This is a genomic window from Enterobacter sp. SGAir0187 (assembly GCF_002952735.2).
Lineage (GTDB): Bacteria > Pseudomonadota > Gammaproteobacteria > Enterobacterales > Enterobacteriaceae > Enterobacter > Enterobacter quasiroggenkampii.
The window spans coordinates 2,654,117-2,680,660 of the sequence record NZ_CP025034.2 but is presented as its reverse complement, the minus strand read 5'-3'; the positions used below and the strand labels follow the sequence as shown (position 1 = coordinate 2,680,660).

The 26,544-nt window shown below is 57.7% G+C and carries 27 protein-coding genes; 13 read left to right on the top strand and 14 right to left on the bottom strand.

The features are described 5' to 3' along the window. Positions 1-33: 33 nt before the first annotated feature. Both fucO and rhaM read left to right on the top strand, forming a co-directional pair. Entirely contained in the window at positions 34-1,182 is a 1,149-nt protein-coding gene (gene fucO, locus CWR52_RS12875) for a lactaldehyde reductase (RefSeq protein ID WP_104949846.1), read from the top strand. Next, positions 1,179-1,493 (top strand): L-rhamnose mutarotase, encoded by a 315-nt coding sequence (rhaM, locus tag CWR52_RS12870; RefSeq protein ID WP_069719780.1) that lies wholly within the window; start codon positions 1,179-1,181, stop codon positions 1,491-1,493. The genes fucO and rhaM overlap by 4 nt, the downstream gene beginning before the upstream one ends. On the opposite strand, the gene CWR52_RS12865 is transcribed toward rhaM, so the two are convergent. The 4 genes from CWR52_RS12865 to CWR52_RS12850 all read right to left on the bottom strand — a co-directional run bounded on the left by CWR52_RS12865 (position 1,481) and on the right by CWR52_RS12850 (position 6,592). Beyond that, complete coding sequence (locus CWR52_RS12865; RefSeq protein WP_104949845.1) at positions 1,481-2,758, bottom strand: MFS transporter; 1,278 nt, start codon at positions 2,756-2,758, stop codon at positions 1,481-1,483. The genes rhaM and CWR52_RS12865 overlap by 13 nt on opposite strands. A gap of 44 nt (positions 2,759-2,802) precedes the next feature. Next, positions 2,803-4,926, bottom strand: coding sequence for an alpha-galactosidase (locus tag CWR52_RS12860; RefSeq protein ID WP_104949844.1), 2,124 nt, complete (start codon positions 4,924-4,926; stop codon positions 2,803-2,805). A gap of 104 nt (positions 4,927-5,030) precedes the next feature. Continuing rightward, the gene (locus CWR52_RS12855; protein WP_048028374.1) at positions 5,031-6,026 is read right to left on the bottom strand and encodes a LacI family DNA-binding transcriptional regulator; all 996 of its coding nucleotides are present in this window, start codon (positions 6,024-6,026) and stop codon (positions 5,031-5,033) included. A 17-nt stretch (positions 6,027-6,043) separates the two neighbouring features. Continuing rightward, a complete protein-coding gene (locus tag CWR52_RS12850; RefSeq protein ID WP_023309744.1) occupies positions 6,044-6,592 on the bottom strand; it encodes a helix-turn-helix domain-containing protein in 549 nt (182 codons plus the stop codon). A 102-nt stretch (positions 6,593-6,694) separates the two neighbouring features. Between CWR52_RS12850 and CWR52_RS12845 the strand changes: the two genes are divergently transcribed. Together CWR52_RS12845 and CWR52_RS12840 are read left to right on the top strand one after the other, a co-directional pair. Then, positions 6,695-7,354, top strand: a complete 660-nt coding sequence (locus tag CWR52_RS12845; RefSeq protein WP_045909098.1) for an AzlC family ABC transporter permease — start codon at positions 6,695-6,697, stop codon at positions 7,352-7,354. Then, on the top strand, positions 7,354-7,677 hold the full coding sequence (locus CWR52_RS12840; protein ID WP_104949843.1) for an AzlD domain-containing protein: 324 nt from the start codon (positions 7,354-7,356) through the stop codon (positions 7,675-7,677). The genes CWR52_RS12845 and CWR52_RS12840 overlap by 1 nt, the downstream gene beginning before the upstream one ends. 40 nt (positions 7,678-7,717) lie before the next feature. Here the strand turns inward: CWR52_RS12840 and CWR52_RS12835 are convergent, their stop codons facing one another. Both CWR52_RS12835 and fdhD read right to left on the bottom strand, forming a co-directional pair. Further along, positions 7,718-7,930: a DUF1471 domain-containing protein gene (locus CWR52_RS12835; protein WP_021242795.1), complete on the bottom strand. Its 213-nt coding sequence runs from the start codon at positions 7,928-7,930 to the stop codon at positions 7,718-7,720. 114 nt (positions 7,931-8,044) lie between these two features. After that, on the bottom strand, positions 8,045-8,881 hold the full coding sequence (fdhD, locus tag CWR52_RS12830; protein ID WP_045909097.1) for a formate dehydrogenase accessory sulfurtransferase FdhD: 837 nt from the start codon (positions 8,879-8,881) through the stop codon (positions 8,045-8,047). Positions 8,882-9,253: 372 nt separating this feature from the next. On the opposite strand from fdhD, the gene fdnG reads away from it, so the two are divergent. Genes fdnG through fdhE form a run of 4 tightly spaced genes read left to right on the top strand, consistent with a single transcriptional unit; the run spans position 9,254 to position 14,777 of the window. After that, positions 9,254-12,304: a formate dehydrogenase-N subunit alpha gene (gene fdnG, locus CWR52_RS12825; protein ID WP_104949842.1), complete on the top strand. Its 3,051-nt coding sequence runs from the start codon at positions 9,254-9,256 to the stop codon at positions 12,302-12,304. Positions 12,305-12,316: 12 nt separating this feature from the next. Beyond that, entirely contained in the window at positions 12,317-13,219 is a 903-nt protein-coding gene (gene fdxH / locus CWR52_RS12820; RefSeq protein WP_008501831.1) for a formate dehydrogenase subunit beta, read from the top strand. After that, positions 13,216-13,851 (top strand): formate dehydrogenase cytochrome b556 subunit, encoded by a 636-nt coding sequence (gene fdoI, locus CWR52_RS12815; protein WP_008501832.1) that lies wholly within the window; start codon positions 13,216-13,218, stop codon positions 13,849-13,851. The genes fdxH and fdoI overlap by 4 nt, the downstream gene beginning before the upstream one ends. Continuing rightward, positions 13,848-14,777, top strand: coding sequence for a formate dehydrogenase accessory protein FdhE (gene fdhE, locus CWR52_RS12810; protein WP_008501833.1), 930 nt, complete (start codon positions 13,848-13,850; stop codon positions 14,775-14,777). The genes fdoI and fdhE overlap by 4 nt, the downstream gene beginning before the upstream one ends. Positions 14,778-14,816: 39 nt before the next feature. On the opposite strand, the gene CWR52_RS12805 is transcribed toward fdhE, so the two are convergent. After that, complete coding sequence (locus tag CWR52_RS12805) at positions 14,817-15,188, bottom strand: type II toxin-antitoxin system VapC family toxin (protein ID WP_080347348.1); 372 nt, start codon at positions 15,186-15,188, stop codon at positions 14,817-14,819. Positions 15,189-15,190: 2 nt separating this feature from the next. Then, positions 15,191-15,433: a ribbon-helix-helix protein, CopG family gene (locus CWR52_RS12800; RefSeq protein WP_048226827.1), complete on the bottom strand. Its 243-nt coding sequence runs from the start codon at positions 15,431-15,433 to the stop codon at positions 15,191-15,193. Positions 15,434-15,631: 198 nt separating this feature from the next. Between CWR52_RS12800 and CWR52_RS12795 the strand changes: the two genes are divergently transcribed. Next, on the top strand, positions 15,632-16,552 hold the full coding sequence (locus tag CWR52_RS12795; protein ID WP_104949841.1) for an alpha/beta hydrolase: 921 nt from the start codon (positions 15,632-15,634) through the stop codon (positions 16,550-16,552). Between the two features lie 8 nt (positions 16,553-16,560). On the opposite strand, the gene fabY is transcribed toward CWR52_RS12795, so the two are convergent. The 6 genes from fabY to CWR52_RS12765 all read right to left on the bottom strand — a co-directional run bounded on the left by fabY (position 16,561) and on the right by CWR52_RS12765 (position 21,305). Further along, a complete protein-coding gene (gene fabY / locus CWR52_RS12790; RefSeq protein WP_161566068.1) occupies positions 16,561-17,502 on the bottom strand; it encodes a fatty acid biosynthesis protein FabY in 942 nt (313 codons plus the stop codon). Between the two features lie 44 nt (positions 17,503-17,546). Further along, complete coding sequence (dtd, locus tag CWR52_RS12785) at positions 17,547-17,984, bottom strand: D-aminoacyl-tRNA deacylase (RefSeq protein ID WP_008501836.1); 438 nt, start codon at positions 17,982-17,984, stop codon at positions 17,547-17,549. Further along, positions 17,981-18,862, bottom strand: coding sequence for a virulence factor BrkB family protein (locus CWR52_RS12780; protein WP_045329499.1), 882 nt, complete (start codon positions 18,860-18,862; stop codon positions 17,981-17,983). Before CWR52_RS12780 ends, dtd begins: the two co-directional genes overlap by 4 nt. Continuing rightward, positions 18,856-19,455, bottom strand: coding sequence for a glucose-1-phosphatase (gene yihX / locus CWR52_RS12775; protein ID WP_104949839.1), 600 nt, complete (start codon positions 19,453-19,455; stop codon positions 18,856-18,858). Before yihX ends, CWR52_RS12780 begins: the two co-directional genes overlap by 7 nt. Positions 19,456-19,573: 118 nt before the next feature. Then, positions 19,574-20,374 (bottom strand): DeoR/GlpR family DNA-binding transcription regulator, encoded by an 801-nt coding sequence (locus CWR52_RS12770; protein WP_104949838.1) that lies wholly within the window; start codon positions 20,372-20,374, stop codon positions 19,574-19,576. Between the two features lie 34 nt (positions 20,375-20,408). Continuing rightward, on the bottom strand, positions 20,409-21,305 hold the full coding sequence (locus CWR52_RS12765; RefSeq protein WP_104949837.1) for a sugar kinase: 897 nt from the start codon (positions 21,303-21,305) through the stop codon (positions 20,409-20,411). A gap of 155 nt (positions 21,306-21,460) precedes the next feature. Here CWR52_RS12765 and yihU point away from each other — a divergent pair, with 155 nt between their 5' ends. The 4 genes from yihU to CWR52_RS12745 are packed head-to-tail and all read left to right on the top strand — an operon-like array spanning position 21,461 to position 26,541. Then, positions 21,461-22,351 (top strand): sulfolactaldehyde 3-reductase, encoded by an 891-nt coding sequence (gene yihU / locus CWR52_RS12760; RefSeq protein WP_104949836.1) that lies wholly within the window; start codon positions 21,461-21,463, stop codon positions 22,349-22,351. A 17-nt stretch (positions 22,352-22,368) separates the two neighbouring features. After that, positions 22,369-23,244 carry a sulfofructosephosphate aldolase gene (gene yihT, locus CWR52_RS12755; RefSeq protein WP_104949835.1) on the top strand — a complete coding sequence of 292 codons (876 nt, stop codon included), beginning with the start codon at positions 22,369-22,371 and terminating at the stop codon, positions 23,242-23,244. A gap of 14 nt (positions 23,245-23,258) precedes the next feature. After that, positions 23,259-24,500: a sulfoquinovose isomerase gene (gene yihS / locus CWR52_RS12750; protein ID WP_023617638.1), complete on the top strand. Its 1,242-nt coding sequence runs from the start codon at positions 23,259-23,261 to the stop codon at positions 24,498-24,500. A 16-nt stretch (positions 24,501-24,516) separates the two neighbouring features. Beyond that, positions 24,517-26,541 (top strand): alpha-glucosidase, encoded by a 2,025-nt coding sequence (locus CWR52_RS12745; protein ID WP_104949834.1) that lies wholly within the window; start codon positions 24,517-24,519, stop codon positions 26,539-26,541. The last annotated feature ends 3 nt before the right edge of the window (positions 26,542-26,544 follow it).

Genomic DNA, 26,544 nt, shown 5'->3' with positions numbered 1-26,544 from the left:
CAGGAAAAACGTTGATCGTTAAGGAGAATTATCATGAGCTTTATGTTGGCGCTTCCAAAAATCAGCCTTCACGGCGCGGGCGCAATCGGCGATATGGTCAATCTGGTAGCGAACAAGCAGTGGGGAAAAGCGCTGATTGTCACCGACGGCCAACTGGTGAAGCTGGGCCTGCTCGACAGCCTGTTTTCCGCGCTGGACGCCCATCAGATGTCGTATCACCTGTTCGATGAGGTGTTCCCGAACCCAACAGAAGCGCTGGTGCAAAAAGGATTTTCGGCTTACCGGGACGCGGAGTGTGATTACGTCATTGCCTTTGGCGGCGGCAGCCCGATTGATACCGCCAAGGCGATTAAAATCCTCACCGCTAACCCCGGCCCGTCAACCGATTATTCCGGCGTCGGCAAGGTGAAAAATGCGGGGGTGCCGCTGGTAGCGATCAACACCACCGCAGGGACGGCGGCGGAGATGACCAGTAATGCGGTGATCATCGACCCCGCGCGTCAGGTGAAAGAGGTGATCATCGACCCGAACATCATCCCGGATATCGCCGTGGACGATGCCAGCGTCATGCTGGATATTCCGGCCTCCGTGACCGCCGCAACCGGTATGGACGCATTAACCCACGCTATTGAAGCCTACGTGTCCGTGGGCGCGCACCCGCTGACCGATGCCAACGCGCTGGAGGCGATTCGCCTGATAGGCCTCTGGCTGCCGGAAGCGGTTGATAACGGTCATAACCTTGAGGCGCGCGAGCAGATGGCGTTTGGCCAGTATCTGGCGGGCATGGCGTTTAACAGTGCGGGTCTGGGTCTGGTACACGCCCTGGCGCACCAGCCGGGCGCGACGCATAACCTGCCGCACGGCGTGTGCAACGCCATTCTGCTGCCGATCGTCGAAAGCTTTAACCGCCCGAACGCAATCACCCGTTTCGCCCGCGTGGCGCAGGCGATGGGCGTCGACACCCGCGGCATGAGTGATGAAGCCGCCAGCATGTCCGCCATTCAGGCGATTCGCGACCTGAGCGCTCGCGTCGGCATTCCTGCGGGCTTCAGCCAGCTCGGCGTCACTAAAGCCGATATCGAAGGCTGGCTGGATAAAGCCCTCGCGGATCCGTGTGCGCCATGCAATCCGCGCACCGCCAGCCGCGATGAAGTCCGCGAGCTCTATCTGGAGGCATTATGATCCGCAAAGCGTTTGTGATGCAGGTGAACCCGGATGCGCACGAGGAGTACGCGCGTCGCCACAATCCAATTTGGCCCGAGCTTGAAGCGGTGCTGAAAGACCACGGCGCTCACCACTACGCCATTTATCTCGACAAAGCACGTAACCTGCTGTTTGCGACCGTGGAGATTGAATCGGAGGAGCGCTGGAACGCGGTAGCGAATACCGACGTCTGCCAGCGCTGGTGGAAACATATGGGCGACGTCATGCCGTCGAACCCGGATAACAGCCCGGTGAGTGCGGAGCTTAAAGAGGTCTTTTACCTGGACTGATGTGTTAGCGCTGCCGCCCCCGCGGCGGCGGCAATCTCCCGCCTGCTGCTCAGCGTAAACGCTGACACCACCGTAATCGCCAGCACGAAACAGCCCAGCATCAGATACGTCTCCTGGAAGCCGATCCGGTCATACATATTCCCGGCAAAAGCGGAGAGAATAATCGCCGCCGACTGTTTGGCAAACTGGAAGCCGATCAGATAGATAGTCGCCGACAGTCGGGTATCAAACACCCCGGTGATGTACTTGAAGGCGCCCACCAGCAGGAACGGGACTTCCAGTGCGTGCAGCATCTTGAGGGCAATCACCTCCACGGCAGTGGTGGCGAACGACGAGCCGATAATGCGCGTCGCCATAATCACCCCGGCGATCAGCAGCGTGTTCTTCGCACCGATGCGGTTAATGATCCACGGCGAACAGAACATAATGATGGCATTACAAATCTCCCCGGCAGTCGTTGCGAAACCAAAGGCGCGGGTCCCCTCCTGCGGCGTGGCGAAGAAGGTTTTAAAGAAGGTGGCAAACTGCTGATCGAAAACGTCATACACGCAGGCCACGCCAATCACGTAGAGGATAAACATCCACATTCTGCGCTGGCGGAACAGGTTGAACACGGTTTTTGCGGTAATTTGCGGCTGGTTCGCGCCCAGGGCATCCATGACCTGCGCCGTCTGGTTGGGCTTTGGCTTCGCGACCACCAGCAGCAGCATCAGCAGCAATGCCGCTCCCGATCCCATCCAGAAAACATACGACGGATCGATGCCGAACAGGATGCCGCCCGTGGAGGCGCACAAGCCCCAGCCGAGACAGCCAAACATGCGCGCCTTGCCGTATTCAAAGAAGCTGTTGCGGCTCACGCGTTCGATATAGGCCTCAATCGCCCCCGATCCGGCCGAAAATACAAAACCGATATACAGCCCGCCGCTCAGCGCGCCCAGCCAGATATTGGCTTTCAGCAGCGGCGCGAAGACATACAGGAAGAACGGTGCGAACAGAACCAGCAGCACCGCGATGATCCACAGAAGGTGTTTTTTCAGCCCCAGCTTGTCCGAAATAACGCCCAGTAGCGGCTGGAACGCGATGGCCGACAGCGAGATGCAGGAGAAGACAATCCCGGTATGGGTTTTATTCAGGCCAATGATATCCGACAGCCAAATCGGCAGGAACGGAAAGCAGGTGGCCATGATGAAGAAGTAGAGAAAGAAGAACAGCCCGAAGATCCAGAAGTTAGGGTTGTCTTTGTGGGTACAGGTTGTTGTGTTCATTATTTTTATCCTCAACGGAGGGCCGGCTGCCCGGCCCGTCACCTTTACACGCGTTCAACGCCAATCAGAACGGCGGTTTCCGGATCCAGAATCGGCAGCGCAATGCCCGCCTGCATCAGCCACTCGCCGCTCACCGTTTGCGGCGTTTCCATCCACGCCGGCAGCTTGCGCATGGTGTGCCCTCCCTCGCCCGTAATCTGAATATTCGGGTGATCGAGCAGCATGACGCGGTACCGCGCGCTAGCCTCCAGCCCCGCCATGCGCAGCGGCATCATCAGGCTGTAATCCGGCATCGCGAGCTGGCTGACCATAAACAGCCCCTGCGCCTTATCTTCGCTCACCATCCCCTGCGCCAGCGTGGTGGCATCCGGCATATCAATACGCCATTGGGTACCGTGGTGGATCACCTCTCGCCACTGCTTGTGCAGCGCGGCGTAATGGCGATAGCCTTCGCGCTCCTGTGCGTCCACGGTGAGCGGATCCAGCTCCAGCCCCATATGGCCAAACAGGGCCGTCAACCCGCGAAACTGGATGCTATGCTGGCGGAAGGTGGCGTGGCATTTATGATGACCGATATGCGCGCCCATCACCTCCGGCGGGAAGAAGTAGCTCATGCCACGCTGGATGGTGCTACGCTCCAGCGCGTCGTTGTTGTCGGACGCCCAGAAGCGGTGGCTGCGGGTCAGTACCTCATAATCAATGCGCCCACCGCCGGAGGAGCACGATTCAAACTCAATGTGCGGGAAGCGCTCGCCCAGCACGTCCAGCAGGCGGTAAAACTGACGGGTCTGCGCGTCGGCAGCGGCTTTACCGTTGTGTCCCGGCTGCACCAGCTCGCGGTTCATGTCCCACTTCACGTAGTCGACCGCATGCTCGCCCAGCAGCCAGCTCATGCGCTCCACCAGGTAATCAAAGGCCTCCGGGATGTTGAGATTGAGCACCAGCTGGTGTCGTCCAGTCGCCTGGGGATAGCCCGGCAGCGCCAGTACCCAGTCAGGATGCGCGCGGTACAAATCGGAATCCGGATTGATCATCTCCGGCTCTACCCAGATGCCAAACTCCATGCCGAGCCGCTTGACGTGGTCGATCACCGGCGTCAGGCCGTTCGGGTATTTTTTCTCATCCAGATACCAGTCGCCCAGCGCGGCATGGTCGTCATTACGGCCTTTGAACCAGCCATCATCAATGATGAAGCGCTCCACGCCCAGCGCGGCAGCCTCGTCGGCCATGCGCATGATGTAGTCCGGATCGTGGTTGAAGTAGATACCTTCCCAGGTATTGAGGTGCACCGGGCGCGGTTTGTTTTCCGGGAAGCGGATGACGTTGTTGCGCAGGTAGCGATGGAACGGCTGGCTCATGCCATTCAGGCCCTGCGTGGAATAGCTGGCATACAGGCGCGGCGTCCAGAGCGTATCGCCCTCCTCAACCGCCATTTCACCCGGCAGGTAGAGTGCTTCGGCCTGCAGGTAGCGACGACCATCGGTTTTCGCTTCCGCGCGCAGGCGGTGATTACCACTCCAGCCCAGATGCACGCCCCAGACGTCACCCTGCATTTCGCTGAACGACGGCGTACCGACAATCAGCGCCGGGAAGTGCTCGTGGGAGGTTTTACCCCGGCGGTTTTCAATCACGAAGCTGTCGTGTTCAAGCTTTACGCGGTGCGGCTGGAATTCACGGATCCAGCGTCCGTGGAAGGCCATCACCTCCTGCGCGCGCTCGGCCACCGGCAGCGTGACGGCGAAACGGTCCACCTGCCAGGGGATCGCTTTCAGATTCGTTAAACCGTGACGAACCACCAGCACGCCGCTGGCATCCAACGCCAGCTCGCTGGTCAGGCGCAGTCCCGCATGCTCATCTTCGGCGGTTATCGTCAGGGTATTTACGCCCTGCTGCACCTGGGTGGTTTTGAACACCGGGGAACCGTCCTGCCCCTGGCGATGCCCCTCAATGCCCGGCGAGCCAAACAGGCCGTGCCCCAGCTCGGCCATCAGCGTGACCGGGGAGTCGACGTCAAGCCTGCCGTTGGCAACAGGACGCGCGAGCAGAGCAACATCTTGCGGCGAAAAGTGCCGAAGGTGAGGCCCCCAGTAGAGAATTTCGGCGAACGGATGGGTTTTAATTACCACGTCTACCGTCGTGGTTTCGAGACGTAAAACGGAATCTTGCATCAGACATCTCCTGTCATCGGGATGATCTGAGTGTTAATCCGAAACGTTTCGGATACAAACCAAAACGTTTCGGTTCTGTGATCGGCTTTAAAATTTTGCGCTATTTAAGCCGTCTGGCCCGGAGAGAATTCAGGCTGCCAGAGCACCTGAAGCTGTTCAATATCGTCGCCGTTAATCAGCTGGCGCACCATATCGGCAATCTGTTTCCCGACGCCCTGGCGGGTAGACTGGATCACCGACGCCACGTCAATATCGACGATGCTGTCCTGGGGTAGTCCGTCATAGACCACCAGTGAGACGGCGTTGTCGCCGGATAAACGCCCCAGCTGCGCCAGCGCCATCGCCGCGCCGTCGCCGTGGGTGTTGCAGTCGGTGATGATGGCCGTGGGCGGCTGCGGCAGGGCAAGCAGTTCTTTCGTGGTGGCATACCCGACGCGGCGCGAAGGCGGCATAGCGCGCAGCCATTCGCTGGAAAGCCCGGCTTCCCGCAACGCGTCCAGATAGCCCTGACGGCGCTGGGTGATAAACGCCTGATTGTTGCTTTCGCCAAGTAGCGCGATACGCTGATGGCCTTTCTCGATCAGCCAGCGGGTAGCCTGATGCGTACCGGCGTAGTTGTCGAAATCAAACCACGCGTACGGCTGCGGGAGATGGCTGCGCCCGAGCGCCAGGAAAGGAAAACCGGCCGCCTGCAGCTGCTCAAGACGGGGATCGTGATCCAGCGTATGTGCCACGATCAGCGCATCCACGCGGCGACTTTGCACCATGCGCATGTAGCTGTGTTTATCGGCCAGATCGTCATCGGCAATCAGCAACAAATCGATTTCATGTCGCGCCAGTTCGTGGCTAATTTCGCCGACCATGTCCATAAATACGCTGTTATTGAGCGGAACAGGATGGACCGGGAACACCAGCCCAACGGCGTCAATTTTGCCCATCTTCAGGCGGCGGGCGAAGGTGTTCGGTCGGTAACCACGGCGCTGGGCCTCTGCTTCCACGCGTGCGCGCGTCTCGGCGGAGACGTCGTCATATCCGTTGAGGGCGCGGCTGACGGTGGTGACTGACAGCCCCAGTTCTTTGGCAATGGCTTTAAGCGACATGAGTTTTCGTATCTCTGTTAATTTTGTTCCGCCACCAGCAGCGCGTAAGTGTCTGGCTCCAGGGCCTTGAAGATATGCGGCTGATCGGCGGGATAACAAATGTAATCCCCTGCGCCGAGCTCTTCCGCCGCGTCGAGCAGACCGACCAGCGCCCGCCCCTGCGTCACAATAATATGTTCAACCGAGCCAGGTGGATGCGGCTGTGAAATACGGTCTGCTCCCGGTTGGGTCATCAGAAGATAGACATCGCGGCGCGCGCCGGGGGGGCATGCCGCCAGTAAAATGGCTTCATAGTTAGCCTGTCCAGCCACCACTTTTGTTCCTTCTCCACGGCGGATCACCTGCGTGGTCGGCAACTGTGGCTCAAGCAAACGGGCGAAAGGAATATCCAGCGCCACGCAGAGCGACCACAGCGTTTCCAGGCTAGGGTTACCGTTGCCGGACTCCAGCTGGGAAAGCGTGGATTTTGCGATCCCGGCACGGCGGGCAATTTCCGCCAGTGAAAGCCCGGTTCGCAGGCGTTCTCGCACCAGACTTTTGGCGATCAGGCTGATCGGCTGCGTCATATAACGGCCTCGCGTTCTATAAAACGAACAAATCGTTCGTCTTGAAAATCAGTTTCGTTGCGTTCATTATAATGGATACACGTTCGATATGGCTAAAATTGTATGAAGCATCATCTCTCTTGTCTGAAAGGCGACACCATAAAAGCAATCATTCTGGTCTGCCTCGCGGTGGGCGTGGTCGGAATGTCCTACGGCTCGCTGGCGATGGCCTACGGTTTCCCGGTCTGGGTGCCGTTTGTGCTCTCCATTACCGTGCTGGCGGGCGCGTCTGAATTTATGTTTATCGGCATCGTGGCGAGCGGCGGCAATCCGCTGGCAGCTGCGGCGGCAGGTTTACTGGTTAACGCGCGGCATGTGCCGTTTGGCGTGACGGTGCGTGAGCTGGTGGGCAAGCGCGGTCTGAGCCTGCTGGGCTGCCACATCATGAACGATGAAAGCGTGGTGTTTGGCCTGTCGCAAAAAACCGCCGAACAGCGTAAAGCCGCCTACTGGCTGTGCGGCTTAGGCGTTGCCATCATCTGGCCGCTGGGCGCGCTGCTGGGTGCCATGGTGGGCAAACTGTTGCCCGACCCGGAAACCATCGGGCTGGACGCGGTATTTCCGGCCATTCTGCTGGCATTAGTGGTTCCCGCATTTAAAAACCGTACCACGCTGATCCGCGCCTGCAGCGGCGCCGTGTTATCGCTGGCCGCCGTGCCGTTTGCCCCGGTGGGCCTGCCGGTACTGCTCTCTTTACTCGGTCTTGCCGCGAGGAAAAAATAATGGAAAACATGACGGTCTTTATTCTCGGCATCGCCATTCTTTCTGCCGGAACCTATTTAATGCGCCTTGGCGGCGCCAAACTCGGCAACCGGCTGGCGTTGTCCGAGCGATCGCAGGCGCTGCTTTCGGATGCAGCTACCGTTTTGCTGTTCTCCGTCGCGCTGGCGACCACGTTTTATGAAGGGGAATATTTTGCGGGCATGGCGCGCGTGCTGGGCGTGGCGTTTGCGGTGTTTTTGGCCTGGCGGAAAATGCCGTTAATCGTGGTCATTGTGGCCGCGGCGGTGGTGACGGCATTGCTGCGCGTGGCGGGCATAAACTAAAAAAGCGCCCCGGGGGCGCTCTTTCGACGGTGTGACTCGCTTATTTGTTCAGTTCAGCAGTCATGTGTACGCGGTTACCGGAGAATGCCTGGGTAATTTTGTACGATGACGCGCCCGCTTCCTGAGCCTGAGCCGCGATTTTCGCTTCTGCACCATCAATGGTAGAGGCGGTTGCGGTCACAGTCTGCGCAGCGAAAGAACCGAAAGAAGCAGCCAGAGCGATTACAGCGACAAAAGTTTTGATGCTTTTCATGATTTAAACCCTTTCATTAAGTTGTTTAGGTAAGGCACCGTGCCTTGATGAGATAAATACTAGACCTCATCGCGAACAACTAAAAGTGGAAGGATTTGCTAATATCATTCAAAATTACTGATCAACTATTAATCGCTGAGGATGGGTATAAATCGTCGCCCTTCCCGGCTTGCAGAAGCCCACCAGCGTCAGGTTACAGCGCTCCGCTACCTCTACCGCCAGCGTGGTCGCCGCCGACACCGCGAACAAAATTTCCACACCGCACATGGCGGACTTTTGCACCATCTCGTAGCTGGCCCGGCTGGAAACGAGCGCCGCGCCCTGCTGCCAGACCTGACTTTCACGCGCACGACGACCGAGCAGCTTATCCAGCGCCACGTGGCGGCCCACGTCCTCATGCCCACCGGCAATCTCTCCCGACGGCAACACCCATGCCGCCGCGTGCGTACAGCCGCTCAGCTGGCCGATGGGCTGTACGTCGTTGAGATGCTCAAGGGCGGGGTCGAGGTGCGCCAGATTAAAGGTCTGCGTAAACGGCAGTGGCGCAACGGGTTTGCCAATATCATTAAGCTGCTCAACGCCGCACACGCCGCAGCCGGTACGCCCGGCCAGCGCGCGACGACGCTCCTTAAGCCCCATAAAGCGGCGGCTGGAGAGTTCGATTTGCACTTCAAGACCGTTGCAGGCCTGGACCACGTCCATGCCGTAGATCTCTTGCGGATGCTCGATGATGCCTTCCGAGAGGGAAAAACCGATGGCGAACAGCTCAAGATCTTTCGGAGATGCCATCATCACCACATGCGAGATGCCGTTGTAAACGAGCGCAACGGGCACTTCTTCCGCCAGAAAATCGGGCGTGGCATCGGTTATGCGGGGCGGTCGGTGTACCGACAGTTCCACAATGCCGGCAGGCAGGGGTGACGAGTGGGGATCACGGTTTTGTTTAGACACAGCGGTATTCCTGAACAACCACGGAAGCGAGCGTGCTATTGCAGCATAAACCACAGGCTGTACGCATAGTATGGATCAACTTTTCGACAACCATTCTCCTACTCATTTAGCAGGGGTGCAACCTGCCACCGGCTACACCGCTTTAACATGCAGAGCTGTTAATGTGATCAATATCACACTTTATAATCAACATGGTGATAATACGTTCACTTTGTATTAACGCCATTAGAACAGCGGTACCGACAATGTGGTATTCTGATGATATCCCTCGTGGAATTGAGGGATTAACGCAAATTTTTCTCCTTTGCGGTCATTCTTCAACCGCGAAGTTAAAACACCATATGTAAGCAATGTCGAAACAAGGAGTGACCCATGCAGGTCAGCAGAAGGCAGTTCTTTAAGATCTGCGCTGGCGGTATGGCAGGCACCACGGCAGCGGCACTGGGCTTTGCGCCCGGCGTAGCGCTGGCGGAAACGCGGCAGTATAAACTGCTGCGCACCCGTGAAACCCGTAATACCTGTACGTACTGCTCTGTCGGTTGCGGGCTGTTAATGTATAGCCTCGGCGACGGTGCTAAAAACGCCAAAGCGTCTATTTTCCATATCGAAGGCGACCCGGATCACCCGGTTAACCGCGGCGCATTGTGCCCGAAAGGGGCCGGTCTGGTGGACTTTATCCACTCCGAAAGCCGTCTGAAATTCCCTGAATATCGCGCGCCGGGTTCCGACAAATGGCAGCAAATCAGCTGGGAAGAGGCGTTTGACCGCATCGCTAAACTGATTAAAGAAGACCGCGATGCCAACTTTGTTGAGAAGAACGCCGACGGCGTCACGGTCAACCGCTGGCTCTCCACCGGGATGCTGTGTGCTTCTGCTTCCAGTAACGAAACCGGTTATTTAACCCAGAAATTTACGCGCGCACTCGGTATGCTCGCGGTCGACAACCAGGCGCGTGTCTGACACGGACCAACGGTAGCAAGTCTTGCTCCAACATTTGGTCGCGGTGCGATGACCAACCACTGGGTCGACATCAAGAACGCCAACCTCATTGTGGTGATGGGCGGTAACGCCGCTGAAGCGCACCCGGTCGGGTTCCGCTGGGCGATGGAAGCCAAAATCCACAACGGTGCGAAACTGATTGTGATCGATCCCCGCTTCACGCGTACAGCGTCAGTGGCGGATTTCTACACCCCTATTCGTTCAGGTACTGACATCACTTTCCTGTCAGGCGTACTGCTGTACCTGATGACCCACGAAAAATACAACCGCGAATACACCGAAGCCTATACCAACGCCAGCCTGATCGTGCGTGAGGATTACCACTTCGAAGATGGCCTGTTCAGCGGTTACGACGCTGAAAAACGCAAGTACGACAAAACCAGCTGGAACTACGAGCTGGATGAAAAAGGCTTTGCGAAGCGCGACACCACTCTGCAACACCCGCGCTGCGTGTGGAACCTGCTGAAAGAGCACGTCTCCCGCTACACGCCGGAGGTTGTCGAAAACATCTGTGGTACGCCGAAGGCGGACTTCCTGAAGGTGTGCGAGCTGATCGCCGAAACCAGCGCGAAAGATAAAACTGCGTCGTTCCTGTATGCCCTCGGCTGGACGCAACACTCCATCGGCGCGCAGAACATCCGCACCATGGCGATGGTGCAGCTGCTGCTCGGCAACATGGGGATGGCAGGCGGCGGCGTGAACGCCCTGCGCGGTCACTCCAACATTCAGGGTCTGACTGACCTCGGCCTGCTGTCTCAGAGCCTGCCGGGCTATATGAACCTGCCAAGCGAGAAACAGACCGACCTGCAAACCTACCTGACGGCCAGCACGCCTAAACCGCTGCTTGAAGGCCAGGTGAACTACTGGGGCAACTATCCGAAGTTCTTCGTCTCGATGATGAAAGCGTTCTTCGGGGATAAAGCAACGGCGGAAAACAGCTGGGGCTTTGACTGGCTGCCGAAGTGGGACAAAGGTTACGACGTTCTGCAGTATTTCGAGATGATGCACCAGGGCAAAGTGAACGGCTATCTGTGCCAGGGCTTTAACCCGGTGGCCTCGTTCCCGAACAAGAACAAGGTTGTTGAGTCGCTGTCGAAACTGAAGTTCCTGGTGACGATTGACCCGCTCAATACCGAGACCTCGACCTTCTGGCAGAACCACGGCGAATCGAACGACGTCGATCCGTCGAAGATTCAGACCGAAGTGTTCCGTCTGCCATCGACCTGCTTTGCGGAAGAGAACGGGTCTATCGTCAACTCCGGACGCTGGCTGCAGTGGCACTGGAAAGGCGCTGACGCCCCGGGCATCGCCATGAACGACGGCGAGATCCTGGCCGGTATCTTCTTGCGCCTGCGTAAGATGTACGCGGCAGAAGGCGGCGCGAACCCGGAACCGGTCCTGAACATGACCTGGAACTACTCGACGCCGGAAAACCCAGCGCCGGAAGAAGTGGCGATGGAGAGCAACGGTAAGGCACTGGCGGACGTTATCGACCCGGCCACCGGCACCGTGCTGGCGAAGAAAGGCGATCAGCTCAGTACCTTCGCGCATCTGCGTGATGATGGTACGACGTCAAGCGGCTGCTGGATCTTTGCCGGTAGCTGGACGCCGAAAGGCAACCAGATGGCCAACCGCGATAACGCCGACCCGTCAGGCCTCGGCAATACGCTGGGCTGGGCCTGGGCGTGGCCACTCAACCGCCGCATCCTCTATAACCGCGCATCCGCTGACCCGCAGGGCAACCCGTGGGATCCGAAGCGTCAGCTTCTGAAGTGGGACGGCGCGAAATGGGGCGGCGTGGATATTCCGGACTACAGCACTGCCGCACCGGGCAGCGACGTTGGGCCGTTTATCATGCAGCCTGAAGGGATGGGACGTCTGTTTGCTATCGATAAGATGGCGGAAGGTCCGTTCCCGGAACACTACGAGCCGTTTGAGACGCCGCTGGGCACCAACCCGCTGCACCCGAACGTGGTCTCTAACCCGGCTGCCCGTATCTTCAAGGGCGACTTTGAAGCGCTGGGTAAAAAAGACAAGTTCCCGTACGTGGGTACCACCTACCGTCTGACCGAGCACTTCCACTACTGGACCAAGCACGCGCTGCTTAACGCCATCGCGCAGCCGGAACAGTTTGTGGAGATCGGCGAGAAGCTGGCGAACAAGCTCGGCATTGCCCATGGCGATACCGTGAAGGTCTCCTCTAACCGCGGCTACATTAAGGCCAAGGCGGTGGTGACCAAGCGTATTCGCACGCTGAACGTTCACGGTCAGCAGGTGGATACCATCGGTATTCCGATTCACTGGGGTTATGAGGGCGTGGCGAAGAAAGGGTTCATTGCGAACACCCTGACGCCGTTCGTCGGTGATGCGAACACGCAGACACCGGAGTTTAAGGCCTTCCTCGTGAACGTGGAAAAGGTGTAACGGAGACGACTTATGGCTTATCAATCTCAAGACATTATCCGTCGTTCCGCGACTAACGGTTTCACGCCCGCGCCTCAGGCGCGGGACCACCAGCAGGAAGTGGCGAAGCTTATCGACGTGACGACCTGTATCGGCTGTAAAGCTTGTCAGGTGGCCTGCTCTGAGTGGAACGACCTGCGTGACGAAGTGGGTCACAACGTCGGGGTGTACGACAACCCGGCAGACCTGACCGCCAAGTCCTGGACGGTGATGCGTTTCTCGGAAGTGGAGCAGAACGACAAACTGGAATGGCTTATCCGCAAAGACGGCTGTATGCACTGTGCGGATCCGGGCTGCCTGAAGGCATGTCCGTCAGAAGGGGCTATCATTCAGTATGCCAACGGCATCGTCGACTTCCAGTCCGAACAGTGCATCGGCTGCGGCTACTGCATCGCGGGCTGTCCGTTCGACGTTCCGCGCCTGAACCCGGAAGACAACCGCGTCTACAAATGCACCCTGTGCGTTGACCGCGTTACCGTCGGCCAGGAGCCTGCATGCGTGAAGACCTGCCCAACCGGCGCCATCCACTTTGGTTCTAAAGAGGATATGAAAACGCTGGCGGCAGAGCGCGTGGGCGAGCTGAAAACCCGTGGTTACGACAACGCGGGCCTGTACGATCCGGCCGGGGTTGGCGGTACGCACGTGATGTACGTGCTGCACCACGCCGACAAGCCGAATCTGTATCACGGCCTGCCGGAGAACCCGGAAATCAGCGCCACCGTGAAGTTCTGGAAAGGCATCTGGAAACCGCTGGCAGCGGTGGGCTTTGCTGCCACCTTCGCAGCGAGCATCTTCCACTACGTCGGCGTCGGTCCGAACCGCGCGGAAGAGGAAGACGACAACCTGCATGAAGAGAAAGACGAGGTGCGCAAATGAGAAAACGTGACACCATCGTGCGCTACACCGCGCCGGAACGCATCAACCACTGGGTCACCGCCTTCTGCTTCATGCTGGCGGCGATAAGCGGGCTGGGGTTCTTCTTCCCGTCCTTCAACTGGCTGATGCAGATCATGGGGACACCACAGCTGGCGCGTATCCTGCACCCGTTTGTGGGCGTCATCATGTTCGCGTCGTTCATCATCATGTTTTTCCGCTACTGGCACCATAACCTAATCAATCGGGATGATATCTTTTGGGCGAAGAATATTCGTAAGATCGTCGTCAACGAGGAAGTGGGTGATACCGGGCGTTATAACTTCGGCCAGAAATGCGTATTCTGGGCGGCGATTATCTTCCTGGTCCTGTTGCTGGTGAGCGGCGTGATCATCTGGCGTCCGTACTTTGCGCCTGCTTTCTCAATCCCGGTGATCCGATTCGCGCTGATGCTGCATTCATTTGCCGCAGTGGCGTTAATTGTGGTTATCATGGTGCATATCTACGCCGCCCTTTGGGTGAAAGGCACCATTACCGCGATGGTGGAAGGATGGGTAACCAGTACGTGGGCGAAGAAACATCACCCGCGCTGGTACCGTGAAGTCCGCCAGAAACAGGAAAAGTCATCTGAATGAGTATTCGCATAATCCCGCAAGATGAGCTGGGGTCGAGCGAGAAACGCACGGCGGATTATATTCCGCCGTTGTTATTCCCCAGACTCAAGAACCTCTACAACCGCCGCGCAGAGCGTCTGCGCGAGCTGGCAGAGAACAACCCGCTGGGCGATTTTCTGCGCTTTGCCGCGCTGGTCGCCCACGCGCAGGAAGTGGTGCTGTATGACCACCCGCTGCAAATGGATCTGACCGCGCGCATCAAAGAAGCCAACGCGCAGGGCAAGCCGCCGCTGGACATTCACGTCCTGCCGCGCGACAAGCACTGGCAAAAGCTGCTGCATTCGCTGATTGCCGAGCTGAAGCCGGAGATGAGCGGTACCGCGCTGGCGGTCATTGAGAATCTGGAAAAAGCGTCTGAACAAGAGCTGGAAGAGATGGCGAGCGCGCTGTTTGCTTCCGACTTCTCGCTGGTCAGTAGTGATAAAGCGCCGTTTATATGGGCTGCGCTGTCGCTGTACTGGGCGCAAATGGCCAGTCTCATTCCCGGAAAAGCCCGCGCCGAATACGGCGAGGCGCGCCAGTTCTGCCCGGTCTGCGGCTCCATGCCAGTATCAAGCATGGTGCAAATCGGCACCACGCAGGGGCTGCGCTACCTGCACTGCAACCTGTGTGAAACCGAGTGGCACGTGGTGCGCATCAAGTGCAGCAACTGCGAGCAGACCCGCGATCTGAACTACTGGTCGCTGGAAAATGAAGACGCGGCGGTGAAAGCCGAAAGCTGCGGCGACTGCGGCACCTACCTGAAGATTCTCTATCAGGAAAAGGATCCGAAAGTCGAAGCGGTGGCCGACGATCTTGCCTCGCTGATTCTGGACGCGAAGATGGAGCAGGAGGGCTTTGCCCGCAGCTCGATCAACCCGTTCCTGTTCCCGGGTGAAGGGGAGTAATTTCCTGTGACAGTGCCGGGCGGCGCGTGCTTGCCCGGCCTACAATTGATAAGGTAAAACCACCCCGGCAATCCCCTGAAAGTCTTTGGTATTCCGGGTGATTAACGGGCAATTTCTGCTTTGGGCAGTCGCTAAAATAATGGCATCCGGCAGTTTCATGCCATGCTTCTCACGGAGCACGACGCTTCTTTCTGCGATCTCTCGGGTTACATCGATAACCTCAAATGCGCCCATTACCGCCGCGGTTTTCGCTTCGTGGCCATGTTTGCGCGCCCCTACCATGACTTCCATCCATGTGATTAGACTGATTGACCGGTGCGATGCTGTGTTTTCGATCGTATTTGCTGCCTCTACGCGATTGTTGAAAAGGTCGATCAAGATATTGGTATCAAAAACCGCCATGTGTTCCATCACTACCACTCCTCACGCAGCTTGCGCTCATACTCTAAACCATCTTCTTGCTGGTTCCCCCAAAGACCAAGCGCATCACGGATAACGGACGAGCTTTGCTGATCGAGATACTGCTCAATTGCTTCACGCAGTAATTCGGCACGAGGTTGGTTACGCAGCTGTTTGAGGTTATCGAGACGTTGAATAACGTCATCCGACAAATCGATCAGAATTCTGCCCATGCTAAGCTCCGCCAGTAAACTCATATATCACCTCAGTATATCACCATTGTCTATTTTCAAGGCAACATACACTTTCTCTCAGTAGGGTTAAAGTCCCTGGCAATAGTTAGCCTTCCATTTGCGAGCCGCTTTCCAGATTGTTGCCCTCAACACTATTCTTGTTTTCTTTTGAATCAAACCAGGCTATAAAACTGTTCATCCATACAGTAAAAGGGAATTTTCATGGCGCTGGAACAGGGTATTGCACAACTGGTTCAGGGATTTATCGCTGCAGGTCGACCCTCATCACGTCGCCAGCGCATTGAGGTGCGACGAGCAGGCTATATTGCCAGCACAGGGCTTGCCGGGGAGACCGAAACGCGCGTTCAGGTGGAGACGCTTGTTCTTGAGGGTCTTACCATTCGGGTATTTTCACCTCTCAATGCGCCTGAACTATTGCCTGCTACCATCTACTACCACGGCGGATGCTTTATCAGCGGCGGCTTTGATACCCATGACAACCAGCTCCGTCAGTTAGCCTGCTACGGCAATTGCCGGGTGGTTGCGATTCAATACAGGCTGGCGCCGGAGCATACCTTCCCCGCCGCACATGACGATGCGGAAAGAGGTGCAGATCTGGTCTGGCAATATGCGGACAAACTGGGCGTGGATAAAAACCGGATCACCTTTTGCGGAGACAGCGCGGGGGGACATCTGGCGCTGGTAACGGCGCTGCGGCTTAAGGCTAAAGGGCTCTGGCAGCCTGTACAGCTTATTCTTATCTACCCCATGCTCGACGCCACGGCCAGTTTTGAAAGCTATACCCTCAACGGCATGGATTACGTAATTACTCGCGATACCCTGTTGAGCGGCTATGAAATATATCTGTCTGGAGCCGACCGTAAGCATCCTGAGGTTAGCCCGCTGTGGCGAGAAGACTTCAGCGGCCTGCCAGCTATCCATATCGTTACCGCTGAGTACGATCCGTTATGCGATGAAGGTGAGGCGCTGTTTCAACGCCTCACGGAGCAAGGAGTGACGTGTACCGCTCAGCGATGGCTGGGAGTAATACATGGCTTCTTCCAACTTGGTGGAATTAGCCAATCAGCGCGAGATGTTATGCGGGATATCGCCGGGCGGATTCAGCACGCCCGGGGAGCGTAAACAGGAGATTACTCCTCCTCGTTCCCGCCCTCTTCATACGCACCATACGGCTTCGCAGGCAGAACAATGTAGGTGCCTTCAAACACCGCGCCCGGTGTTTTATCGCCAAACAGTTCAACCTGCATTTGTACGCGAGCCTTGCGGCCACGTGCCAGACGGTCCAGATCGCCGCCCAGTGACCCCAGATCGGCCACCGCACTCGGCTTGCCGCTGATCGGTGCGCTATAGCGGATGTGAGCATCAGCAAGAATGATGGTGCCACCCAGATGGCGCTCGCGCAGCATCAGCCAGATCAGTCCCCAGCCGGTGAGCGTGGCCAGTGAGAACAGGCTGCCGGCAAACAGCGTGTGGTGCGGGTTCTGATTGCCGGTCTCCGGCATGGTGGTAATAAATTTTTGTCCGGTGTACTGCTGAATGCGTACGCCCATTTTTTCACTGAGCGGAATGTGCTGATACCAGGCCTGCTGCAGCTGTCCGCACCAGTCGGCGCGATGCAGAATATCGTCCAGCGTAGCAATCGGTTTGATCATTAAAAAATGACGAATCGGCGTGGTTTGCGGGGTCGTGATTTCACCCTGATTCACAAAACCGAGTTTAGCGAAGAATTCCACGGCATCTTCGCGGGCGCTACAGGTGACGCGCTTAACGCCTTCCTGACGGGCGACGGACTCCAGGGTCATCGCCATTAGCGTACCCAGACCTTTGTCCTGCACGGAGGGATGAACCGCCATAAAGCGAATCGACGCTTCGTTATCGGCGTTGATATACAAACGCCCGACGGCCACGAGATTGCCCTCTTCGTCCATCACCATCTGATGGTGGGCCATCGCGTCCCAGGCGTCGCGTTCAGATCCTTTTGGCTGATGCAGTGGCTTGCGCAGCATTTCCCAGCGGAACTGGTAATAAGCGTCTAACTCTTCTTCCGTTTGCGGTACTCGAAGGTGATACATAGCTGTACTCTCTCTTGTTACCCGCGGCCATGCCGTAAGTATGCTCATACCTGGAGCCAGAATGTGACGGGGCCATCGTTCACCAGCGATACCTGCATATCTGCAGCGAATCGTCCGGTTTGCGTATTCATTTCCTGCTGGCGACAACGCTCAACAAAGTACTCATAAAGTGCTTCAGCACGATCCGGCGCGGCCCCTTTGGAGAAACTCGGGCGCATGCCGCGCTCGGTATCCGCTGCCAGCGTAAACTGGGAAACCACCAGCACGCTGCCGCCCGCCTGCTGGACGTTCAGGTTCATCTTGCCTTCCGCATCGCTGAAAATACGGTAGCCCAGCACGCGCTCACACAAGCGGTTAGCCTTTTGTTCGTCATCATCCTTTTCGACACCTAACAACACCAAAAGTCCTGGGCCAATTTCACCCGTCACCTCTCCCTCCACGGTGACGCTGGCACGGGTTACGCGCTGTATCAATGCAATCATGGTTGGTCTGCTTCTTGTTGTTTTTCAGCTGCTGCTGCTTTTTTAAGTTCGCGGTATACACCGAGAGTGACAGTTATTTCAGCACCAAGCAAGACGATACACCAGGTCCAGTAGACCCAGACAAACAAAATAGGGATCACCGCCAGCACGCCATAAATCAGCTGATAGGACGGAAACATGGTGATGTAAAGGGCAAACCCTTTCTTACCGAGCTCAAAGAGCAATGCCGCCACCAGCGCCCCCACGACCGCATCACGGTTAGGCACGCGCGTGGTCGGCACGACGCTATAGAGCAGCCAGAACGAGAGCCACGACAGAATCAACGGGAAGATGCGCAGGACGTTATCAATGGCACCGTTAAAATCGCTCGCCCAGCGCAATGACAGAAGGTACGAGCTGATCGCAAGGCTCGCCCCGGCCAGCAGCGGGCCCAGCGTTAAGATCATCCAGTAGACGGCAAACGAGTAAACCTTGGGCCGCGCTTTTTTACTCCGCCAGATGGTGTTGAGCGCGCTATCAATGGCGTACATCAGCAGCAGCGCGGTGACGATAAGACCGCACGCCCCCACCGCCGTCATCTTGTTAGAGTTGGCAACGAACTGCTCGATGTAGTTCTGAATGATGTCGCCTGTAGCGGGAATGAAATTAGCGAAAACAAAGTGGCGAAGCTGTACGCTCACTTCCGCAAACATCGGGAAGGCGGAAAAAAGCGCAAAGATGACCGCCACCAGCGGCACCAATGAGAGCAACGACACATAGGCGAGATTCCCCGCCAGCGTGGTCATATTGTCCTCATCAATGCGGTGCCAGAGCAGTTTAAGCCAGGCCCGGAGCGGCCGAGTATGGTGCGTGGCTTTTTGATGAACGGTTTTTAGCATAGCTGCTTCGCAAAGTAGTTCGGTATCGTCTCTTTTCCGGTCACCAGAATTGACGTAATACCTAACTGGTTAGCTCCCTCTATATTATCGGCGTTGTCATCGAAAAAGACCGCATCGGCCGCGGTGAATCCCTCTGCCTGCAGAACAGCCTGATAAATTCGCGCTTCAGGCTTACGCATCCCCATCTCCTGCGAGAGATAGATCTTATCCGCCGCCGCCTTAACTTCAGGGTACTCCTCAGGCCAGAACGTGGTATGCAGACGGTTGGTGTTTGACAGCACAACGACCCGATGTCCCTGCTCGCGAAGCTTATGCATGATGTCGATCACCTCAGACCGGATGGCGACAAATACCGCCTGCCAGCCATGTGAAAACTGCTCGTAGCTTAACGGTAGATCCATCTCCTGACAGAAACGTTCAGCGAATGTTTCATCGCTGATTTCGCCGCGTTCATGCTGATGGAAGGTCTCACCCATCGCGAAATTCTGCTTCAACGTCGCCAGCGGAACACGGCTAAAATCGCTCCATGCGCCCAGCACCCGATTAAAATCGATGTCGACGATGACATTTCCTAAGTCAAAGATATAAAGCATGTTTATCTCCTGCACGCCGTGGAAAATTAACTGTAGCGGGAAAGAGAAGGTTTGGCTATGCACCAGATACAGCTTAGAGAAAGGAGCAGCCCGAACCTGAAGTCCGGGCCATAACGGATTAACCCGCCTGCTGTTCGTCGTTTGAATTCACTTCAACGACTTCAACCTTGCTGGATTTCAGATGATTTTGCAGCGTGGAGCCGGGGAGCTCATCAGTAAAGAGCGCCGTGGCCTGCGCCACGTTGCCAATTTCTACGGCGGCGGAGGCTGTGTACTTCGTATGATCTGCTGCCAGTAAAATATGGCGCGAGTGGGCCATCATGGTTTTCACCACGCTGGCTTCATTGACGTCAAACTCCATCATCGCGCCGTCGTGCTCAATCGCCCCCACGCTGGTCACGAGATAGTCTGCCCGGAAGCCCGACACAAACGCCGCCGCCGCCGGGCCGATAATGCCGCCGTTATGCGGTCGCAGCGTGCCGCCGGGCACCATCACTTCAAAGCGCGGATTCTTATACAGAATATGCGCCACCCGCAGGCTGTTGGTGATGATGCGCAGATGATTATGGTTAAGCAACGCCCGGGCAACGTGCTCCACGGTCGTGCCGATGGTGATAAAGATGGTCGAACCGTCGGGAATATAGTCCGCAATCGCTTCGGCAATCGCCCGCTTCTCTTCGGTAAGCGAGACTTCACGCTGTTCGAACGCCGTGTTGACCACGCTGGATGCCCTGCCCGCACCGCCGTGATGACGGGTGATCAGCCCCTGCTCGCTGAGCTTACGGATATCCCGGCGCACGGTTTGCGTCGACACATCCAGCAGCTGCGCCAGTTCATCAATGTTCATATACCCGCGATCGGCAATCAGCGTCAGCAGCTGATCGTGACGCGGGTTGCCGGTCAGTTCGGTAAGGCTCATGGGCTGTCCTCTGAAAACCATCACGCCCCGCATTTTATACAAAAAGTGACAAAAAAGAGCGGGTTTGATCACAGTCGGGTATACCCGCGCGTCCACCGGCCTTTGTGCATTTCAGCGCTGCGACGGCGCTGGCAAAACGCACGGCGTCTGCGGCCGGCAATTGCTGCCCCAGGCTGACCGCCAGCGCACCGTGGAACACGTCGCCCGCCCCGGTGGTATCCACCACGTCCACCTCAAAGCCGGGCTGGTGGCACAACGTGCCGTCTTCCAGCCAGAAACAGCCGTCTCGTCCCTGCGTAACATACACATGTCCATTTGTGAGCGTTTGTGCTTTTTTCAGCGCGTCTTCGGTTTCATCCAACTGCGTTAAACGCCGCAACCCCGGCGCGGAGAAGGCCGCGTGGTCGCTTAAGGCGATCAGCTCCGCGATATCCTGCGGGGTAACATCCGCATCCAGCAACGTCGGTACGTCCTGCTGACGGGCCAGGGTAAATGCCTGTTTTGCCCCGTCATGCCAGCGCACATCGGCTAAGACAATATCCCACTGCGAGAAGTCGATTTCATGCAGCCAGTCTGCCGCCGCAGGGAGATCCGGGCTGGGGTAGTTGGCAATCACGCGCTCTCCGCTTGCGTCCACCAGCACCGCCGATTGTGACGATCGTGCATTCTTAAACATGCGCGTGTAGCGGGTATTCACCCCCAGGGATTCCAGCTCCGCGAGCAGCCGTCTGCCGGTATCGTCATCACCCACCCGGCCAATAAAATCCACTTCCGCGCCCAGTTTCGCCGCCGCCACGGCCGCCGTTGCCGCCGGGCCGCCCCCCACTTCCGTATAGTCCTTTGCGACATATTTCCCACCTTCTTTTGGTAAATCATCGAGATACCAGATGCGATCCAGCACGGTAATGCCGACACAAACGATGCGAGTCATGGTGATTCCTTCTGCGATTTCTGATGCCTTCATTTTAATTTCACCAAATGTTTAAAAAGTGACCCGTGTCAATTTTTTGACCATAAATTACAAATACGATCAAAAACAGACAACATGAACGCGCAAAAATTGACACGATGTGACAGGAGAAAGGCATGTCAGCAATCGCATTTATCGGTTTAGGGCAGATGGGCGCGCCAATGGCGAAGAATCTGTTGAAGCAAGGCCACCAGCTTAACGTCTTTGACGTGAACCCGCAGGCGGTTCAGGCGCTGGTAGAGAGCGGCGCACGGGCGGCGGCTTCGCCCGCGCAGGCCGCAACGGACGCCGAATTCGTCATCACCATGCTGCCAAACGGCGACCTGGTGCGCAGCGTGCTGTTCGGCGAGCACGGCGTGTGCGAAGGGTTATCCCGCGACGCGCTGGTGATTGATATGTCCACCATCCACCCGCTGCAAACCGACGCGCTGATCCGTGACATGGCAGAGCGCGGCTTCAGCCTGATGGACGTGCCCGTGGGACGCACCTCTGACCATGCCGTCGCCGGCACGCTGCTCCTGCTGGCAGGCGGCACGGCGCAGCAGGTTGAGCGCGCCACCCCGGTCTTAATGGCGATGGGCAATGAGCTGATAAACGCCGGCGGGCCGGGCATGGGCATCCGCGTGAAGCTTATCAATAACTACATGAGCATCGCCCTGAACGCCCTTTCCGCCGAGGCCGCCGTGCTGTGCGAAGCGCTTGGCCTCTCCTTTGACGTGGCGCTCAAGGTCATGAGCGGTACGCCTGCGGGTAAAGGCCACTTCACGACATCCTGGCCGAACAAGGTGCTGAAAGGGGATCTTTCTCCCGCCTTCATGATCGACCTTGCGCATAAGGATCTGGGGATCGCCCTCGACGTGGCCAACCAGCTCCACGTTCCGATGCCGCTGGGCGCGGCTTCCCGCGAAGTTTACAACCAGGCACGCGCCGCCGGGCGTGGGCGCGAAGACTGGACGGCCATTCTTGAACAGGTTCGCGCATCTGCCGGGCTGAAAAAATCACACTGATACGAAAGGACTGAGGAATGACGATGTACACCCTGAAAGATATCACCCGACCTTCCGGCGGTTTTGCGATGCTGGCCGTGGATCAGCGCGAAGCGATGCGCCTGATGTTTGCTGCAGCAGGCGCGCCGGTTCCGGTAACCGACCAGCACCTGACCGATTTTAAGGTCAACGCGGCAAAAATTCTGTCACCGTACGCCTCTGCCATTCTCGTCGACCAGCAGTTCTGCTATCGCCAGATTGTCGAGCAACAGGCCGTAGCTAAAAGCTGCGCAATGATTGTGGCCGCCGACGAGTTTATCCCGGGGAATGGTATTCCGGTCGACAGCGTAGTGATCGACAAAAGCGTCGACGCGCAGGCGGTCAAACGCGATGGCGGCAAGGCGCTGAAGCTGCTGGTACTGTGGCGCAGCGATGAAGATCCGCAGCAGCGCCTTGAGATGGTGAAGGCGTTCAACACGCTCTGCCACGATAACGGTCTGCTGAGCATTATCGAGCCGGTGGTGCGTCCGCCACGTCGCGGTGCCGCGTTTAACCGCGAACAGGCGATTATCGACGCGGCCAAAGAGCTGGGCGACAGCGGTGCCGACCTCTACAAAGTGGAGATGCCGCTGTTTGGCAAGGGCACGCAGCAGGCGCTGCTGGCAGCCTCGCAGAAGCTGAATGAGAACATCGCCATGCCGTGGGTGATCCTCTCCTCCGGCGTGGACGATAAGTTATTCCCGCGCGCCGTAAGCGTCGCCATGCAGGCGGGGGCATCGGGTTTTTTAGCCGGTCGTGCCGTCTGGTCCTCTGTGATTGGCCTGCCGGACACCGAGCTGATGCTGCGTGATATCTCCGTCCCCAAACTTCAGCGTCTGGGTGAGATCGTCGACGAAATGATGGCTCGCCGTTAAGAAAGGACCCGAACATGAAATGGTTTAACACCCTGAGCCATAACCGCTGGCTCGAGCAAGAGACCGACCGCATTCTCGATTTCGGTAAAAACGCCGCCGTACCGACCGGCTTTGGCTGGCTGGGCAATAACGGCCAGGTGCGTAGCGATATGGGCACGCATCTGTGGATCACCGCGCGTATGCTGCACGTTTACGCGGTGGCGGCGAACATGGGGCGTCCCGGTGCGTATGCCCTGGTTGAGCACGGCATTAACGCCCTGAATGGCCCGCTGCGCGACAAGCAGCACGGCGGCTGGTACGCCTGCGTTAACGATGAGGGCGTCATTGACGCTTCCAAGCAGGGCTATCAGCACTTCTTCGTTCTGCTGGGCGCGGCGAGCGCCGTCACCACCGGCCATCCGCAGGCGCGCAGGCTGCTGGACGATGCCATCGAGGTGATTGAGCGTTACTTCTGGAGCGAACAGGAGCAGATGTGCCTGGAGTCATGGGATGAAGCCTTCAGCAAAACGGAAGATTACCGCGGCGGTAACGCCAACATGCACGCCGTGGAAGCCTTCCTGATCGTTTATGACGTGACCCACGATCGTAAATGGCTCGACCGCGCCCTGCGCATCGCGTCGGTGATTATTCATGACGTAGCGCGCAAAGGTGAGTATCGCGTTAACGAACATTTCGACACCAGCTGGAATCCGATCCGCGACTACAACATTGATAATCCCGCCCACCGCTTCCGCGCCTACGGCGGCACGCCGGGACACTGGATTGAATGGGGCCGCCTGATGCTGCACCTGCGCGCCGCGCTGGAAGCGCGCTTTGAAACCCCGCCGGAATGGCTGCTGGAAGATGCGAAAGGACTGTTCCACGCCACCATCCGCGACGCCTGGGCACCCGACGGGGCCGATGGATTTGTCTACTCCGTGGGCTGGGACGGCAAGCCTATTGTGCGTGAACGCGTGCGCTGGCCAATCGTCGAGGCGATGGGCACGGCCTATGCCCTCTATACCGTGACCGGCGAAGCGCAGTACGAGGCCTGGTATCAGAAGTGGTGGGATTACTGCATCAAGTACCTGATGGATTACGAAAACGGTTCCTGGTGGCAGGAGCTGGACACCAATAACGAAGTGACGACCAAAGTCTGGGACGGCAAGCAGGATATTTACCACCTGCTGCACTGCCTGGTGATCCCTCGCCTGCCGCTGGCGCCGGGCTTAGCGCCTGCGGTCGCCGCCGGATTACTGGATAGCCTGGCCAAATAATTAAGACGGAGTTTTTATGCGTACCCTACACAATATTGACCTGAAAAATAACGAAAGTGGCTTCACCCTGCGCTGGCAGGACCGTCTGATTTTATCCCACTCTGCGGATGCCCCTTGCCTGTGGATTGGCGCAGGCGAGGCCGATATCGAGATGTTTCGCGGCAACTTCAGCATCAAAGACAAGCTCAACGAAAAGATTGCCCTGACGAACGCGACCGTCACGCAGCAAAGCGCGGGCTGGGCAATCCGCTTTACCCGCGGCGACGCGGTGAGCGCGACGCTGCTGGTGGGCGTGGATGCGGAAGGCCGTCTGGAGCTGAAGCTGAAAAATGACGCCGCCAGCCATAACCGCATCTGGCTGCGGCTGGCAGCACAGCCTGACGATCATATTTACGGCTGCGGCGAGCAGTTCTCTTACTTCGATCTGCGCGGCAAGCCGTTCCCGCTGTGGACCAGCGAGCAGGGCGTGGGCCGCAACAAGCAGACCTACGTCACCTGGCAGGCCGACTGCAAAGAGAACGCGGGCGGCGACTACTACTGGACCTTCTTCCCGCAGCCTACGTTCGTGAGCACCCAGAAGTACTACTGCCACGTGGATAACAGCTGTTATATGAACTTCGACTTCAGCGCGCCGGATTTCCACGAGCTGGCGTTCTGGGAAGATAACGCCACGCTGCGCTTCGAATGTGCGGAAACGTACGTCGATCTGCTGGAAAAACTGACCGGCCTGCTGGGGCGTCAGCCAGAGCTACCGGACTGGGTGTACGACGGCGTGACGCTGGGCATTCAGGGCGGCACCGAGGTGTGCCAGCAGAAGCTCGACACCATGCGTAACGGCGGCGTAAAGGTGAACGGCATCTGGGCGCAGGACTGGTCCGGCATCCGCATGACCTCCTTCGGCAAGCGCGTGATGTGGAACTGGAAGTGGAACAGCGCACTCTATCCGCAGCTTGATGCGCGGATTGCGAAGTGGAAACAGGAAGGCGTGCAGTTCCTCTCCTATATCAACCCGTACGTCGCCAGCGATAAAGATCTCTGCGAAGAGGCGGCACAGCGCGGCTATCTGACCAAAAACGCCGACGGCGAGGATTACCACGTCGAGTTCGGCGAGTTCTACGCGGGCGTTATCGACCTGACCAATCCGGAAGCCTACGGCTGGTACAAAGAGGTCATTAAAAAGAACCTGATCGAACTGGGCTGCGGCGGCTGGATGGCCGATTTCGGGGAGTATCTGCCGACCGACACCTTCCTGCATAACGGCGTGAGCGCGGAGATCATGCATAACGCCTGGCCTGCCCTGTGGGCCAAATGTAACTACGAAGCGCTTCAGGAAACCGGCAAGCTCGGCGAGATCCTGTTCTTCATGCGCGCGGGCTACACCGGCAGCCAGAAGCACTCGGTGATGATGTGGGCCGGGGATCAGAACGTCGACTGGAGCCTCGACGACGGCCTGGCCTCGGTGATTCCGGCGGCGCTGTCTCTGGCGATGACTGGCCACGGCCTGCACCACAGCGACATCGGCGGCTATACCACGCTGTTCGAGATGAAGCGCAGCAAAGAACTGCTGTTGCGCTGGTGCGACTTCAGCGCCTTTACGCCCATGATGCGTACCCATGAGGGTAACCGCCCCGGCGATAACTGGCAGTTTGACGGCGACGCGGAAACCATCGCGCACTTTGCGCGCATGACCACCGTTTTCACCACCCTGAAGCCGTATATCAAAGCCGCCGTCGCGCAGAACGCGAAAAGCGGCCTGCCGGTGATGCGCCCGCTGTTCCTGCACTACGAGGACGACGCGCGCGCCTACACGCTGAAATACCAGTACCTGTTTGGCCGCGACCTGCTGGTGGCGCCGGTTTATGAAGAGGGGCGCCGTGACTGGTCGCTCTATCTGCCGCAGGACAGCTGGGTGAATGCGTGGACCGGGGAAACCTGTCAGGGCGGTGACGTGACCGTTGATGCCCCGCTCGGCAAGCCGCCGGTCTTCTACCGCCAGCACAGCGAATGGGCAGATCTGTTTAGCACCTTACGTGATATCTGATAA